The sequence below is a fragment of the Rufibacter ruber genome (assembly GCF_001647275.1).
Classification (GTDB): domain Bacteria; phylum Bacteroidota; class Bacteroidia; order Cytophagales; family Hymenobacteraceae; genus Nibribacter; species Nibribacter ruber_C.
This window is the reverse complement of sequence record NZ_LRMM01000028.1, coordinates 1-15,048: the sequence shown is the minus strand read 5'-3', so window position 1 is coordinate 15,048 and position 15,048 is coordinate 1. Positions and strand designations below refer to the sequence as shown.

The window sequence follows — 15,048 nt, the reverse complement described above, 5'->3', positions numbered from 1 at the left end:
AAGAAGTTAAGAAACCAGTTCCTGTAGTTGATGGAGGCGAAGGCGCTCCTGGTGTTTCTCCAGAATTGTACTCTTGTGCACCACGCCCGCCGTGTACAGCAGCCCTCCAAACTTGAGAAACTCCAGCGCCACATACATGAAATGGAGGTTGCTGCTGCCCGGGTTGTTCCCGTTAATAATAGCCAGGGCGCGCACATCCAGGGCCGGCAGTAGCCAGAAGGTCTGCAAGAGCAGGATGGCGGTGAAACAGCTCACCAGTGTCCATTCCTTTTTGGTGGCATGGTTGAAAAGCAACCCCAGAATGGCCACCGCGCAAAGGGCAATCTCCACCTTGTTCATCACCCCAAACACCAGCCGGCCAATGCCCAGACCCAAGGGCAAGGTGATGCCGGGGGCGGTGAATTTAATGGGGGCTTCAATAAAGGAAATACCCACAATCATGCCCGCCCAGACAAAGAGGGCGGCGGCGGTGACAAACGTGAGGGTATGGGAGCGCTTCATGGTGTTAAGTTCTGAGTCTTGAGTTCTGAGTTTGCGTGACAGCACTTTCCGTTTTCGGCCTGTTTTCGTGAAAACAGGCTAAAAACAGCCTCCTTCTTTCTGTTCTGAAACATACTTCTAAAACTCATGACTCAGAACTCAAGACTCAGGACTATGCGTGCTGCCATTTGCAGTACAAATATCTGCGTTCCGGGGGGCGGTGCGCATGAGGAGCGTCATGAAACGGGGTGATGTTTGTCATGTTTTTCGGCGGGGCCGGAAGGTAATTTTGTATTGGAATTAAAAGAGAAGTTATGCTCCAGACCGCACATCCAGAGACTGACGTACACACCTGCTACCATTGCGGCGATGCATGCACCAGCACCCCCATTCACTTTGATGAGAAGGAGTTCTGCTGCGAAGGCTGCAAAGTAGTCTATGAATTACTCGCTGAAAACGACCTTTGTACCTATTATACTTTAGACGACCGCCCCGGCATTTCGGTGAAAGACCCCATTGCCTCGGCGCGGTTTAAATATTTGAATGATGCCAAGGTGCAGCAGCAACTGCTGGACTTCCAGAACGACAGCATCAGCAAAATTACGTTCCATATTCCGCAGATGCACTGCAGCTCGTGTATCTGGCTCCTGGAGAACCTGAACCGGCTCAACCCCGGCGTGACCGATGTGCACGTGAATTTCCTCAAAAAGGAGGCTGCCGTTACGTTTGAGCACCAGGTGACCACGCTGGCGCAGGTGGTGGAACTCATGGCCCACATTGGCTACGAGCCCCAGATTACCCTCGCCGACATGGAAGGCCCCGCCCCCAAGAAAGACCGCTCTATTTACTATAGACTAGGTCTGGCGGGCTTCTGTTTTGGCAACGTGATGCTGTTGAGTTTCCCTGAATATTTTGGGGGGCTGCAGCACCACTTCGGGCGGTTCTTCGGGTGGTTGAACGTGCTGTTGTCGTTGCCGGTGTTTCTGTACAGCGCGCGCGGCTTCTTTACCTCTGCGTGGCAGGGTTTGCAGCAGCGCATGATTAATCTGGACCTGCCCATCGCTATTGGGTTGCTCTCATTGTTCAGCGTGAGCATCTATGACATTGCCACGGGCAAGGGCCCTGGTTTCCTGGATTCGTTCACGGGCTTGGTGTTCTTCATGCTCATTGGCAAGCTGGTGCAGCGCCGCACGTATGACTCGCTGGCGTTTGACCGGGAGTACACCTCGTACTTCCCAATCTCGGTGACGGTGCTCAAGAACGGCGAGGAAATCCCTACTTCAGTGAAAGAACTCAAAAAAGGCCAGCGTATTCTGGTGCGCAACCACGAGCTCATTCCCGCCGATTCTATCTTGTTGCGCGGCACCGCCAACATTGACTACAGTTTTGTGACCGGTGAATCTGTGCCGGTGGCGCGGGTGGCCGGGGAGGTGATTTACGCCGGGGGCCGCCAACTGGGCGAAGGCATTGAGCTGGAAGTAGTGAAAGAAGTGTCACAGGGCTACCTGACCCAACTCTGGAACCACGTGAACTTCAAGAAAGAAGAGAAGCAGACCCTGGAGAACTATGCCAACGCGGTGGGCAAGCCGTTCCTGATTGTGACGCTCCTCATTGCCGCCGCTTCATTGGTGTACTGGGTGCCGCGTGATACTGATATGGCCATCAAAGCCTTTACCTCAGTGCTGGTGATTGCCTGCCCTTGTGCCTTGTCATTGGCCACGCCGTTCACGCTGGGCGCTACGCTCCGCATCTTCGGCAAGCACAAGTTTTACCTCAAGAACAGCGGCGTGGTAGAAGCGTTGGCTAAAGCCGATGTGGTGGTCTTTGACAAAACCGGCACCTTGACCGAACCCAGCTCTGCCGAGATTACCTTTGTGGGGCATGCGCTTTCTGCGCAGGAAGAGCAGCTGGTGCGCAGTGTTCTGAAACATTCTACCCACCCGTTAAGCCAGCGCCTGTACGCCCAACTGCAAGGCAAACCGCAACCGGTTTTGAATTTCCTGGAGAAACCAGGGGCCGGGCTGCAAGGCACCGTGGGTGACACGCTGGTGGAGGTGGGGTCTGCCGTCTGGGTTGGGGCCGACTTCAAAGAGGCCCATGACAACAAGCAGACCCGCGTGTTCATCTCCTTTGATGAGGAAGTGCGCGGCTACTTCACCTTCCAGAATGTGTACCGCAAAGGCCTGCAGGAGCTGATTCAGGAGCTGGGTAAAACCAAAAAGCTGGCCGTGCTCTCCGGCGACAATGACAGCGAGGAGCCACGCCTGCGCCAGCTTTTCGGGCCGCAGGCCCAGATGCGGTTCAACCAGAGCCCCATGCAGAAGCTGGAGTACATCAATGCCCTCAAAGCCCAGGGCCATTCCCCCATCATGGTGGGCGACGGCCTGAACGATGCCGGGGCCCTGCGCCAGAGCGATGTGGGGCTGGCCCTGACAGATAACGTGACCGGCTTCTCCCCGTCCTGTGACGGTATTCTGGACGCGAAGCAGCTACCCAGGTTGGCCCATTTTATTAAATTCTCCCAGACCAGTCTTCGGCTGATATTGGCCGCCTTCGGGGTGTCGTTTATCTACAATATTATTGGCCTGACCATGGCCGTGATGGGTGAGTTTACGCCTATTGTGTCTGCCATTCTCATGCCGGTGAGTACGCTGAGTGTGATTTCTTTTGCGGTGCTGAGCGTGAAGCTGGCCGCTAAGAAAGCAAGGCTTTAAAATAGAAAAGTAGCGTTAACAGTGGGGCCGGGGTTCTTGTCATGAGAACTCCGCCTTTGCCTTTTTGGCCTGTTTTTCTGAAAACAGGCAAAAACAGGAATTGGGGCGTCAGCTGTCTGAGTTTCATATTTTTGCTGTATCTTTTCCTCATGAAGAAAACAGTTGCCCTCCCTCGTTCTCTTGCCGCATTGGTGGCCGTTTGCAGCCTCTGCCTTGGCTCCTGCGCCCAAAGCTCTTACCAGCCCGCCCCGGTGCCCCAGGTGCTGAAAGATGTAGAGATTTTGGCGGCTGACTCCATGGAGGGGCGCTTGCCCAACACCCCCGGCCATGCCAAGGCGCAGCAATACCTCCTGAAACGCTTTCAGCAGGTGGGGCTTCAGCCGGTGGGGGGGCAGTACCAGCATGCCTTCACATTTTCGCCCCGCGGAAGCAGTGCAACCGTGCCAGGGGTGAACCTGGTAGGGGTGAGGACCGGATCTTCGCCAAAAAAGATAGTGGTCACCGCCCATTATGACCATGTGGGAACCCGTAACGGACAAATTTACAACGGGGCCGATGATGATGCCTCCGGGATTGGGGCCATTCTGGCCCTCGCCGAGCATTTTAAAAAAGAAAAGCCTAAACACACCCTGGTGTTTGTTGCCTTTGACGCCGAGGAGCAGGGACTGGTGGGCTCTAAAGCTTTTGTCTCTAATTTGCCTTTCCCCAAAGAAGACATCCTGCTCAACGTGAACCTGGACATGGTGAGCATTTCAGACAAGAATGAGCTGTACGCCTCCGGTACCTACCACTATCCCTGGATCAGGCAACTGGTGGAGCAGGTGAAGTTGCCGGAGCAGTTTAGGCTGAGCTTCGGGCATGACCGCCCTGAGCAGGGCCATGATGACTGGACCCTGCAGTCAGACCATGGCAGTTTTCACCAGGCGCAGATCCCGTTCCTTTATTTCGGGGTAGAAGACCATCCGCATTACCACAAAGAGAGTGATGAGTTCCAAAACATTCACCAAAACTTTTACCTGAAAGCGGTGGAGGTGATCTTAAAGGCGGTGCAGGTGCTGGATGAGAAGTTGCCGGAGTAGCAGGTTCCAGTCTGCGGAACCAGAAAAAGACGTACAGGTTGAAAAAGGCGTAACGCATCCAAACCCCCTATGAAAACTCTCTTGATAGCCTTCGTCTTCTTCCTTGCCTTTATACCAGATGGGGCGGCTCAGTCTGGATGGGAGGCCTGGGACAAAAACTACCGCCTGGTCCATCTGCCAGAGGTCTTGAAGCTGGAGCAACAGTATGCAGACAGCATTGACCGCACAGCTGGTGAGAGCAGCTATTACATCAGGCATGATAAATACAGGTTTATGGCCATCTTTCTGGGAGAGTCCAGACCTGTAGACCCAAAGGTGCTAGGGTCTATGAAAAATGTATTCAAGCTCTCTGGCGGTGAACCAGATGCCTTAGGTCAGAATGTTGTGCATGAATACTTGTTTCAGGTTGGGGAGACTAAGTTTTGGGCACCTATGCAGAAACAGCTGGAAAAGTCATTCAGAAAAGAGGTGAAACCAAAAAAACTGGTGCTTCTCTATGGGCTGTTCCTCAATGAGCACTCCAGCAACGGGCTCTTTAATACGCTGCTTATCTCTGAATTTCAGGCGAAGTGACTTTCTGTTATCAGAAATTGGTGCATCTGCAATGTATAAGACACCTTTAGAACAGGTGGGTAAAGGGGGAGGGTACACTATTAATAGAGAATAAAGGTATGACTTACATAATGGTAGATATTGAAAGCGACGGTCCCATTCCGGGTGATTATTCTATGGTTTCCTTTGGGGCGGTGGTAGTAGAGGAGGGTCTGGGGAAAACCTTTTACGGAAAGTTGAAACCCATATCAGAAAAATTTATTCCCCAAGCCTTAGCGGTTGCAGGCCATAGCCGGGAGGAAACCCTGGCCTTTGAAGACCCTGCTGCAGTAATGGCCAGGTTTGCCCGCTGGATCAAAGAAAACACCACTGACAGACCCATATTTATCAGTGACAACAACGGCTTTGACTGGATGTTCATTTGCTGGTACTTCCACCATTTTACCGGCAGCAACCCGTTTGGGTTCAGCTCCCAGAATTTAGGCAGCCTGTATAAAGGGCTTGTAAAAGACACATTCAAGACGTTTAAGCACCTTAGAAAAACAGACCACACGCATCATCCGGTGGAAGATGCCAAAGGGAACGCTGAAGCCCTGTTAACGTTGAAAAATAAGTATGGCCTGAAGATCAGACTTTAAAACAATTCTGCTTTGGGGGCACGTTCAGCTGCTCTGCTTTCTTTGAAAGAACGTACAGAAAGGCCCGGGTGGTGAGGTGTAGTATCAGGTACAAATGCTTCTTAGGGCTGGCTGCTCACCCATTTCTCACCTATTTGCATCTAATTAAGTTTCGTGTTTAAGCTACCCTTGCCGCTGTTTTTGGGCTGTTTTTGCTAAAACAGGGGAAAACAAGAGCGCATGCCATAGAAACTGCCTGCAAGTCATACGTGTTATTTGTAACATTTCCAAGAAAAATAACCCTTTTTTTTAGCCACCGTTAAAGACCACTAGCTAAACCGATGTTCCACCAACAACGAAAGCATGGTCAAGAACCAAACATATGGACTTATTCTTCTTATCATTTTTCCATTCTTAAAAGAAATCTCAGGGTCCACCACGCCAGCTCCAGCAAAGCCGGTAAACGTAAGTACCCTGCCTGTCTGGTCTCCCCAACCTGTAACGCCTGCTGAACCAGAGCACATAACGGTAGACGCTTCTGTGTACTACCCGGAAGAGGAACAGACAGATGATACGCCCTTCATCACCGCAGACGGCTCCAGAATCAATGAGCGGAATCCGCGCAAGCACCGTTGGCTGGCCTTGTCCAGAAACCTGCTGGCCCGTTGGGGCGGTGAAATTGAGTACGGAGACTCTGTGCTGGTAAAAGGGATTTCCCCCAAGTTAGACGGTGTCTACGTAGTGCGTGACGCCATGCACCGGCGCATCAAGAACCGGGTAGATATTCTGGTAGGCCCCCATGATAAAATCATGGGCTATTGGGAAGACGTAAAATTAATTAAACTGTAGGCGGTAAACGTCTGCTGCAACGTGTAAAACAGCTGCGGCCAGCCTTTCAAAGGCTGGCCGCAGCTGTTTTCTTTAGTGATGGAATCTATAATTGTTGATTTTTAACATTCTGAAAGATAATTATTTATAGCTTTTTCTAAATCCCGTTTGCTGAGAGTGTTTACCAGGTGGTCTGTTTTGGCACGGTTTTGTATTAAGACCAGGCAAGAGTCCTGCAGGCTATTGGGAACAATGAAAACAGCAAGAGAGATGAAGAAGATAATACTAATGGTGGTGGTTTTGTTATCAGGGCTTATCACAAACGTTTCTGCCCAGAATGACGGGGTGAAAGTAGGCATTAAAGCAGGGTACAGCGCCACCAGCTGGCAAGGCGAAAGCGTGAAGAGTTTCAATGAACTGCTGGAGTTCTCCAACGGAAACGTGGAGACCAAATGGCGGCACGGCTTCCATGCGGGTATGTTTCTGAGCATACCGTTGGGCAGCGGGTTTGAGTTTGAGCCGGGCGTGCAGTATTCCCAGAAGGGGATGGTGCTGGAGGGCAGGGTGCCGGGGGGCGTGGGAGAATTCCTGAATGCCAAAGTCACCCTTACCAATAAAGCAGAATACATTGACATACCGCTCTTAGCCAAAGTATACGTGGGCGAAGGATTTAACCTGTTTGCCGGCCCGCAGGTGTCTTTCCTGCTGTCTAATAACGTGAATGTGAATGCCGGGGCGCTAGGCTTCTCTGCCTACAACAATGACTTTGAGTGGAAGACCGCGCAACGCTCCGTTGACGTGGGGCTGTCTGCGGGGCTAGGGTATCAGTTCCAGAACGGGCTGAGCTTGAGCGGGGGCTATGACATGGGGCTTACCACCATAGATGACAAGGCAGATTATAAATCATACAACCACGGGTTCAAAGCCTCTGTTGGTTTCAGGTTCTAAAGAGTTTAGTTGTATAGTGAATGTGTTATAGGATGAGTAAAAAATAGGCGGACATTGTCCGCCTATTTTTTTGTTGGGGATGCCCCAGTTTCTGGCCGCTGCTTTTTCTTAGAATCAGGCTGTTTTTGGCCTGTTTTTCAGAAAACAAGCCAAAAAACAGAAACCAGGCTCTCAATTAAAAGAAAGAGAAATATCTAAGCTGAAGTTCTCTTTTTGGTTAAGAAGGAGAGGCCGGCCACTAATTTGGCGGTTGGGATCTTCTTGGAAACCAGGCCATAAATCAATACTGCTCCTGCGGCGCCAGCTACTGCATACAACGCGGTACGCAGCGGCTTGCTCAGCGCCGGTGAGGCGATGGCGGCAGGTAAGCCACCTTGGGCCGGGGCGTAGCCGGCTGCCTCGTGAATCTGGTGCAGGTGGGTCAGAACATCTGTAGAGGCTTCGCGCTGGCGTAAGATGACCCCGCGTACCTCAGCTGGCAGCTCATGGTCCAGAGCATCACGGTAGGCTTTCTGCGCCCACTCCTCCCCATAGATGCAGGAGCCCAGAATAGCTTCCTCGTTGCTGCCGGTGATGGTGGCTTTAAAGTCCATCCACTGGCGGTACAGTTTGCCTTTGGCAGTGGTGTCACGTTCAGGGCTGCCGCCGTGCTGCTGAATAATCTGGTTCAACTCATTGGCAAACGCCAGACGCTGCTGGGAGAAGCGGCGGTATACATCTTGTCTTAAAGAGTCTGTGCTTTCTTTCGCGGCGCGCTCATACCCTTCGCGGCCATCATGTACAAATTCGTTCAGTTCCTTCAGAACCTGCACGACTTTAGATTTTTCGTTCGCTGACATAGTTTCATTTTGGTTTTTCACCTGTTATGAACGTGAAAACAGCTAAGGAAGTTAGAGGAAAAAGGAACTGGCCAGATTTTATAAAATTTAAAAATGTAAAGTTGTTAGAGTACATCCTTATTTACCTACAAGTGGGTATTACTCAGGAGTCTGCATAAAGCTATTTTTGTATCAACAACATTCTTGAATCATTACAAAAAATATAAGCTTGAAGACGTTCAAACAACTCCTTGTTTACTTTTTTGCCCTGGCCCTGCTCTCTTGTGCCACCAAGGACGAAAAAGAGGAAGATCCCACCCCCCAAAACGGTACCAGCAATGGTATTAAAATTGAATCTGTTTCTCCTCTCAAAGCTGCGTTTGATACAGAAATAACTATTAAGGGGGGAAATTTCTCGGAAATCACAACTGAAAATACTGTCACTTTTAATGATAAAAAGGCTATAGTAGTTTCTGCGGCTAGAAAGGAACTTGTAGTGAAAGTACCTAAAGGGGCAGGTTCCGGCCCTATAAAAGTGGTGGTGGGCAGTAAAGATGCTTCTTGGGATTCATTTACCTATGAATTAACCAATACCATTTCTACAGTTAACTATTTTGATCACTTTTTCTTTACCAGTTTATATTTTGATGCAAACAATGCCATGCATGTAACTCAATTGTCTCCTGGTATGTTAAAAGTAATTACCGGTAGGTCTCAGGCAACAGAGCTCAGTAAAGGCAGATTGTATACTGTACCTATTTTCACGAACGGTTCATTAAGTGATGCAGTTTTTATGTTCTTAACCGCAAGCACTTTTGATCAATCAGGAAACCTTTTTCTAGCTGATCACTCCCTTATCTATAAGGTAACCCCTCAAAAGCAGGTCAGTCTTTTTGCAGGTAGCTATATTAGCAACAGTGAGATTAGGCAAATATCTGGATATAAAGATGGGCCTGCCAATCAAGCACAGTTCAATGCCATCACAGATCTGGATGTTGATAACAACGGTAACTTAATTGTGATAGAGGCCAACCGCATTCGTAAAATAACCCCTCAGGGTATGGTAAGTACCTTTGCCGGCACTGGCGTGAAAGGATATCGTGATGGTGCCGGAAACCAAGCCCAATTTGCCGGCCTCTACAAAATGGATTTTGATAAAAACTGGAATTTGTTTGTGACTGATTCAGAGAATAACTGTATCAGAATGGTAACCCCACAGGGACAAGTTAGTACCGTTGCTGGCACCAGACAGGCAGGTTATAAAGATGGGGCAGCGCTACAGGCGCAATTCTTCGGGCCAAGTGCCCTTATCTTTGATAAAGACTGGAACTTATTTGTGGGGGAAGCAGGGAATTATAGGATAAGAAAAATTGATACACAGGGTCAGGTATCTACTCTTGCAGGTGATGGAACTAACCCCTTAGTATACAAAGACGGAAAAGCTCTGGAGGCAACTGTAGATACACCTATTGATTTTGCATTTGATAAGAATGGGAATCTGTATTTTATCTCAATAAATGACCGATATCCAAGCGATTTGTCCAGAATTTGTAAAGTTATTTCTGAGTAAGAGCTTGATTAAATTTTGGTTTTGCGAGCGAAAATTGGGAGTGAAAGGTTCTGACGAAGCGTTTTTTGAGCCGCATACGCCCCACTATGGTGGGAGAAAAATGCGATGTCAGGTTCTTTTGATTCCCGTTTGCAGCGGAAAAGACAAATTTAAACATGCTCTAAGATTATTCCCGCAGCAGCCACCACCTGAAAGCTTAACAAGCATTCTGTTTCTGACCTGGCTTAGCAATTACAGGCCAGAAAAGAATGCTTTGGTTTTTATGAGCTAATGTAGGGTTGATGATTGATTCTGCTGACCAATTACTCACACCCGGCAAAGAACTGCAGCATGCCCATGCGCCCACTTTCCAGCAGGGTCCCTTATCTTTCTCTGAGAGGCGTTTGATCTTTGGTCCGTAGCCGGCGGTGCTCACAGAAACGGTTCTGTCCCAGTCGGCGGGGGTGAGCTCATGGCGGTTCAGGTTTTCAATGATAATGCGGTAAAAACCAGTAATGTAATCGGCGAAGCCGTTGATTGGGTTAGGGGCCAAGCCTTTCCGCTCCAGGTCATAGGCAATCTGGGCATCATAGTCTAAACGTATGCCTATGGTCTCTGGGTTAATAAAACGGCTCTTCCCCTCTGGGGCGGTGGCGCCTGCGGCGGAAAAATATGTAGGGTGATCAAATACCATGAGCGGGAAATTCATGAGCAACCCACCGTCTACCAGCACGTCTGTACCATTGTTGGGCAGGGGCTTGGGGAACACCTGACCAGTGCTGTCCATGAACACCGCCTGGAAGAACATGGGCACGCTCATGGAAATGCGCTCCGCGTCTTTCACTTTCATGTGAGGGAAGGTCTCGTGGCTGAAGATTTCAGAGCGTTGCCGGCTCAGGTTGGTGCCGGTGATGTAGAGATCCCGGTAGCCGTTTTTCCCCGCCAGCGCGTGAAGCTCTGCGAAGGTGAGGTCTGGGTTGCCGGTTTTCCGGGCAATGAGGTCAGACAGCCAGCCGGTGAATTTTTCGCCGCGGTACCACCCAAAGCGGTTAGACATGCGCGCGAAGCCGCCCACGAACAGGAACCGGCCATCTGCAAACTTCTGGATAGGGGTTTTGAACGTGATCTCAGTGATTTGCTGCGGTGTGTAGCCCATGGCCAGCAGACAGGCCTGTATGGCTCCCGCCGAGGTGCCCGCAATGCGTTCAATGGTCTGCAGCTGGCCCCGCCGCTCCAGTTCAGCCAAAGCTCCGCCGTAGGCAATGCCCCTGATGCCGCCGCCCTCCAGGGCCAGGTTCTTGTACACTTTCTGCTGAGTCTGTGCCCCGGCGTAGCTGGACAAGGTGAGGGAGAGAAGCGTGATAAGGAAAAGCTGTTTTGGGGCTGTTTTCCCAAAAATAGGCCAAATACGGACGCACATCTTATTCCAGTTCAAATTGCCAGGGAAGGTTGAACGGCAGCTGCCGGCGCTTGCTGCGGCCGTTGAGATCTGTGAGAAACGTGTTGATGGTTTCCTGGTACTCCAGGTGGTAATCTACATGCAGGTGCTTTTGAATGAGCGTCATGCTGCGCAGCACCAGCCGCGCCGTGGCCACGTAAAAGGTTTTATATACGCTGTCAAACTGGCCCGTGAAGTTGTCAAAGATGAGTTGCAGCAGGTACAGGTGCAGGTCAATCTCACCCTTGCGGTCTTTGGTGACGCGCTGGTAGCGGGCAATTTCCTGGGCGGCTTTCTTGAGGCCCCGGCTCAGGGCTTTGCTCAGGCTGCGGCCCGAGACGGTGAAGAGAATGTCATGAAGGGCTTCGCGGCTGCGCTCCTGCAGCGATTCCAGCGTCACGTCTTCCAGCAGCTCAAAGCTGAGGGTGTCATAGGCTTCGGCGTCTTTGCGCACCAGCCGCAGAATGAGGGCTTCCTTCTCCTTCTCAGATAATCTTTTCAACGCCTGCTTGAAGTCAGCGGAGGGTACGGGCATTTTGAAATGAGGAATTAGACATTAAGAATTTAGAATGGGCTGAGCTTAGGTAAAGCACTCTCCATGAATGTTTTCAAAATTACGGCTTTCCGGCAGGAAATGAAAGTATTGCGTTTTTGAACTGTTTTACAGAAAAGAAGCCAAAAACAGGAAAGGCTGGCCATGTGACGCCAGCCCTTCCTGTTTTTGACCTGTTTTGGCCAAAACTGCTCCAAAACGCAACGGGTTATCTTTTCATGTACTTCTCCCGCACGGCTTTGAACTCAGAGCCTGCTTTCCATTGGGGCCACTGGTTGGAGAACGCCAGGCGCCTGCCCATCTGGAAGAGCAGCTGCAGATCTGCCACGGCGCCGTCAAATTTGAAGGCAGCGTTCACCTCATCGTTCTGCTTGTGGTAAATGTTAGCGGTGAAGTTGGCCAGCAGTTTTTTGCCTTCGGCGGGGCCGAGCTGCACGTGGTCTGTGCCCATGCCGGTGAACAGCGCCGGAACGCCCGTCTTGGCAAAGTTGAAGTGGTCTGACCGGTAATAGAGGCCGGCTTCGGGGGTGGGGTCTGGGGCAAGGTAGCGGCCCGCTTTCTTGGCTTCTTCCGCCAGGATTTCCTCCAGTTCAGACTGCCCCTGCCCAATCAACACCATGTCTTTGGTGGCACCGTACGGGTTGAGCATGTCAATGTTGAGGTTGGCCACCGTTTTCTCTTTGGCGAAAACCGGGTTCTCAGCATAATGGGCCGAGCCCAGCAGCCCCTGCTCTTCAGCGGTCACCGACAGGAACACAATATTTCTCTCTGGCTTCTGAGGCAGGGCTTTAAACGCTTTGGCTACCGCCAGCAGACCGGCCGTGCCGCTGGCATTGTCGGCGGCGCCGTTGTATATGCTGTCATTCTGGGCGTCTTTCTTGCCAATGCCCAGGTGGTCCCAGTGCGCTGAATATACTATGGCTTCATCTGGGCGTTTGCTGCCCGAAATCTTGGCGATGAAATTGTAGGACTTGTCATACTTCACTTTGGCCTGAATAGAGGTGCTCACGGTCAGGCCCAGCGGCATGCCTTTGAACCCCGGTTTGGCGGCCCGCTGCAGCTCAGCCTGAAAGTTCTTGCCTGCGGCCGAAAACAGGCGCTCGGCCACGGGCGTGGTCACCCAGCCTTCCATGGCGCATTTATAGGTAGGCTTGTTCCGGTTGTCCAGGTAAAATCTGGAGGCGTTCCAGTTGTTCTGCACCACCTGAAAGCCGTAGCCCGCCGGCTCTGTGGCGTGCACAATGAGGCACCCTTTGGCTCCCTGGCGGGCGGCCTCCTCCAGTTTGTAGGTCCACCGGCCGTAGTAGGTCATGGTTCTGCCCTTGAAGAAGGTTGGGTCTGCCGAGTAGAAACCCGGGTCACTCACCAGCACCACCACTATCTTGTCTTTCACGTCCAGCCCGGCATAGTCGTTCCAGTTATACTCCGGGGCCACAATCCCGAAGCCGGCAAACACCAGTTCGCTTTCCTGAATGGTGCTGTTCACTTCAGGGCGTTTGGCCCAGACCACGTACTCCTCCAGCCCTTTCAGCTCAAACGACTGCTTGCCTTTCACCTGCATGGTGGGGGCGGGGGCAGAGGTGATCTCCACCATGGGCACCTCCTGCAGGTAGCTGTTGCCGTTGCCCGGCTCCAGCCCCAGCGCTTTGGCTTCTCTCTCCAGGTAAGCCAGCGTCTTCTTCTCACCGTTGGTGAAGGGCTTGCGGCCCTCCAGGTCATCTGCCGCCAAAGCGGTCACGTATAGGCGGTAGCTGTCTTCTGTGACTTTGGCAGAAGCGATAGGGGCGGCCGCATCGGTCGTGGGCGTAGCAGTCGTTTGGGTCGGATTAGCAGCATCGGTCTGGACCGGGTTACTTGTTTTGCAACCTGACAGCAAGGCTAAGCTGAGGGGGAGTATCCAGAAATTTGTTTTCGGGAGCATAGGTAGTTCGTTGATAAAGCTGTAAAATAGAGGAGTTCTCTCCTTAAATGAAAGTCTTGGTTTCTGTGCTAGTGGAGCCTGGGAAGGTAAAAAAGGGATTTCCTGCTGCCTTTCTGCGGGGTTTTACGCAAAACAAGCCCAAAACAGCGGGCAGAAGAAAGTAAATCAGGCTCCGGAGGGGAAATAAAAATAGTTGTCAAGTTAGCGGTTGCGGCAGGGCGGCGCTTGTTGTTGCTTTGTAGAAAAGCAAATCTGGTCAAGTGATCCTTCTTAACACCTGAACTTCTACCTATGGAAACACTTACGCTAACTCAGGACGAGGTTTTCTACCGGGCCTTAATCGCCAAGGATATTTCCTACGAAGGCACCTTCATTGCCGCCGTGAAAACCACCGGCATTTTCTGCCGCCCCACCTGCACCGCCCGGAAGCCCAAACGGGAAAACGTGGAGTTTTTCAAAACCACCAAAGAAGCGATCCTGCACGGGTACCGGCCCTGTAAGGTGTGCTCGCCCCTGGAGAAAATAGGGGAGACGCCGGCGTATATTCAGGAGATTCTGCAGGAAATAAGCCAAAACCCCAGCCGCAAATTCAAGGATTGGAACCTGCTGCAGAAAGGGGTGGAGCCCAGCAAGATCAGGCGGTGGTTTCTCAGGAACCATGGCATGACCTTTCAGGCTTACCAGCGCATGTTCCGGATCAACTCGGCTTTCAAGAAAATACAGGGCGGCGATTCTGTCACGGCCGCTGCCTTTGACACCGGTTATGAGTCCCTTAGCGGTTTCTCTGATTCCTTTAAATCGATCTTCGGGGTGGCACCTTCGCTCAGCAAGGACCAACGCGTCATTCACCTCACCCGGCTGCAAACGCCTTTGGGCACCATGTACGCCTGCGCCACGGAGGAAGGCATCTGCCTCCTGGAGTTCACCGACAGGCGCATGCTGGAGACTGAGTTTAAGGCCTTGAGCAAACTGCTGAATGCCACCCTTGTGCAGGGAGAAAACAAGTACTTCCAGATGCTAGAAGAACAATTGAACGAGTATTTCGAGGGGAAACGCAAGGAGTTCACGGTCCCGCTCTTTACCCCCGGCACCGATTTCCAGAAAGAAGTCTGGCAGGAACTTCAGCGGATTCCGTACGGAAGCACCCGTTCTTACAAAGAGCAATCCATCGCTTTGCAGAAGCCGGGCGCGGTGCGGGCGGTGGCCAACGCCAACGGCATGAACCGCATCTCCATCCTGATTCCGTGCCACCGCGTTATCGGCGAAGACGGCGGGTTAACCGGTTACGGCGGAGGTTTGTGGCGCAAGAAATGGCTCCTGGACCTAGAGCGGGAAAATACCCCCGCAGAACTGAAAGCTGGGGACCAAGGGAAACTCTTCTAACAGAGCAAATCGATAGTGCAAATCCACACTTTTAAACACCTTTCAAAAAAGAGAATCCTGGCGCAAGCCTCCCGCTTGTGTCCGCACGCCAACGCGCAAGGTGCACCTTCTGGAAGACGCCATCAAGAAGATCAACCCAGCCTTCTCTAAGCCCCTACTGTTGATGCA

The 15,048-nt window shown here is 51.6% G+C and carries 13 protein-coding genes; 8 read left to right on the top strand and 5 right to left on the bottom strand.

Translation table 11 applies throughout. From position 1 onward, the window contains the following. Positions 1–6 precede the first annotated feature (6 nt). Positions 7–501 carry a hypothetical protein gene (locus A8O25_RS23405; RefSeq protein ID WP_066835238.1) on the bottom strand — a complete coding sequence of 165 codons (495 nt, stop codon included), beginning with the start codon at positions 499–501 and terminating at the stop codon, positions 7–9. 293 nt (positions 502–794) lie between these two features. Here A8O25_RS23405 and A8O25_RS12250 point away from each other — a divergent pair, with 293 nt between their 5' ends. The 6 genes from A8O25_RS12250 (at position 795) to A8O25_RS12225 (ending at position 7,218) form a co-directional block, all read left to right on the top strand. Further along, entirely contained in the window at positions 795–3,194 is a 2,400-nt protein-coding gene (locus A8O25_RS12250; protein WP_066835236.1) for a heavy metal translocating P-type ATPase, read from the top strand. Between the two features lie 149 nt (positions 3,195–3,343). Continuing rightward, positions 3,344–4,273, top strand: a complete 930-nt coding sequence (locus A8O25_RS12245; RefSeq protein ID WP_066835318.1) for a M20/M25/M40 family metallo-hydrolase — start codon at positions 3,344–3,346, stop codon at positions 4,271–4,273. Between the two features lie 69 nt (positions 4,274–4,342). Continuing rightward, positions 4,343–4,846: a hypothetical protein gene (locus A8O25_RS12240; RefSeq protein ID WP_066835234.1), complete on the top strand. Its 504-nt coding sequence runs from the start codon at positions 4,343–4,345 to the stop codon at positions 4,844–4,846. A gap of 98 nt (positions 4,847–4,944) precedes the next feature. Then, positions 4,945–5,463, top strand: a complete 519-nt coding sequence (locus A8O25_RS12235; RefSeq protein ID WP_066835233.1) for a 3'-5' exoribonuclease domain-containing protein — start codon at positions 4,945–4,947, stop codon at positions 5,461–5,463. Between the two features lie 342 nt (positions 5,464–5,805). Continuing rightward, on the top strand, positions 5,806–6,291 hold the full coding sequence (locus A8O25_RS12230; protein ID WP_066835231.1) for an RlpA-like double-psi beta-barrel domain-containing protein: 486 nt from the start codon (positions 5,806–5,808) through the stop codon (positions 6,289–6,291). A gap of 249 nt (positions 6,292–6,540) precedes the next feature. Then, complete coding sequence (locus A8O25_RS12225; RefSeq protein ID WP_066835229.1) at positions 6,541–7,218, top strand: porin family protein; 678 nt, start codon at positions 6,541–6,543, stop codon at positions 7,216–7,218. A gap of 194 nt (positions 7,219–7,412) precedes the next feature. On the opposite strand, the gene A8O25_RS12220 is transcribed toward A8O25_RS12225, so the two are convergent. Continuing rightward, positions 7,413–8,057, bottom strand: coding sequence for a ferritin-like domain-containing protein (locus tag A8O25_RS12220; RefSeq protein ID WP_066835227.1), 645 nt, complete (start codon positions 8,055–8,057; stop codon positions 7,413–7,415). Between the two features lie 208 nt (positions 8,058–8,265). Between A8O25_RS12220 and A8O25_RS12215 the strand changes: the two genes are divergently transcribed. Continuing rightward, on the top strand, positions 8,266–9,606 hold the full coding sequence (locus A8O25_RS12215; RefSeq protein WP_066835224.1) for an IPT/TIG domain-containing protein: 1,341 nt from the start codon (positions 8,266–8,268) through the stop codon (positions 9,604–9,606). Between the two features lie 196 nt (positions 9,607–9,802). Here A8O25_RS12215 and A8O25_RS12210 read toward each other — a convergent pair whose 3' ends face one another. The 3 genes from A8O25_RS12210 to A8O25_RS12200 all read right to left on the bottom strand — a co-directional run bounded on the left by A8O25_RS12210 (position 9,803) and on the right by A8O25_RS12200 (position 13,497). After that, the gene (locus A8O25_RS12210) at positions 9,803–11,005 is read right to left on the bottom strand and encodes a patatin-like phospholipase family protein (RefSeq protein ID WP_066835222.1); all 1,203 of its coding nucleotides are present in this window, start codon (positions 11,003–11,005) and stop codon (positions 9,803–9,805) included. A gap of 1 nt (position 11,006) precedes the next feature. Next, complete coding sequence (locus tag A8O25_RS12205) at positions 11,007–11,558, bottom strand: hypothetical protein (RefSeq protein ID WP_066835216.1); 552 nt, start codon at positions 11,556–11,558, stop codon at positions 11,007–11,009. Between the two features lie 226 nt (positions 11,559–11,784). Next, the gene (locus A8O25_RS12200) at positions 11,785–13,497 is read right to left on the bottom strand and encodes a M28 family metallopeptidase (RefSeq protein ID WP_066835214.1); all 1,713 of its coding nucleotides are present in this window, start codon (positions 13,495–13,497) and stop codon (positions 11,785–11,787) included. 291 nt (positions 13,498–13,788) lie between these two features. Between A8O25_RS12200 and A8O25_RS12195 the strand changes: the two genes are divergently transcribed. After that, positions 13,789–14,880 (top strand): bifunctional transcriptional activator/DNA repair enzyme AdaA, encoded by a 1,092-nt coding sequence (locus A8O25_RS12195; protein ID WP_066835212.1) that lies wholly within the window; start codon positions 13,789–13,791, stop codon positions 14,878–14,880. Positions 14,881–15,048: the final 168 nt, after the last annotated feature.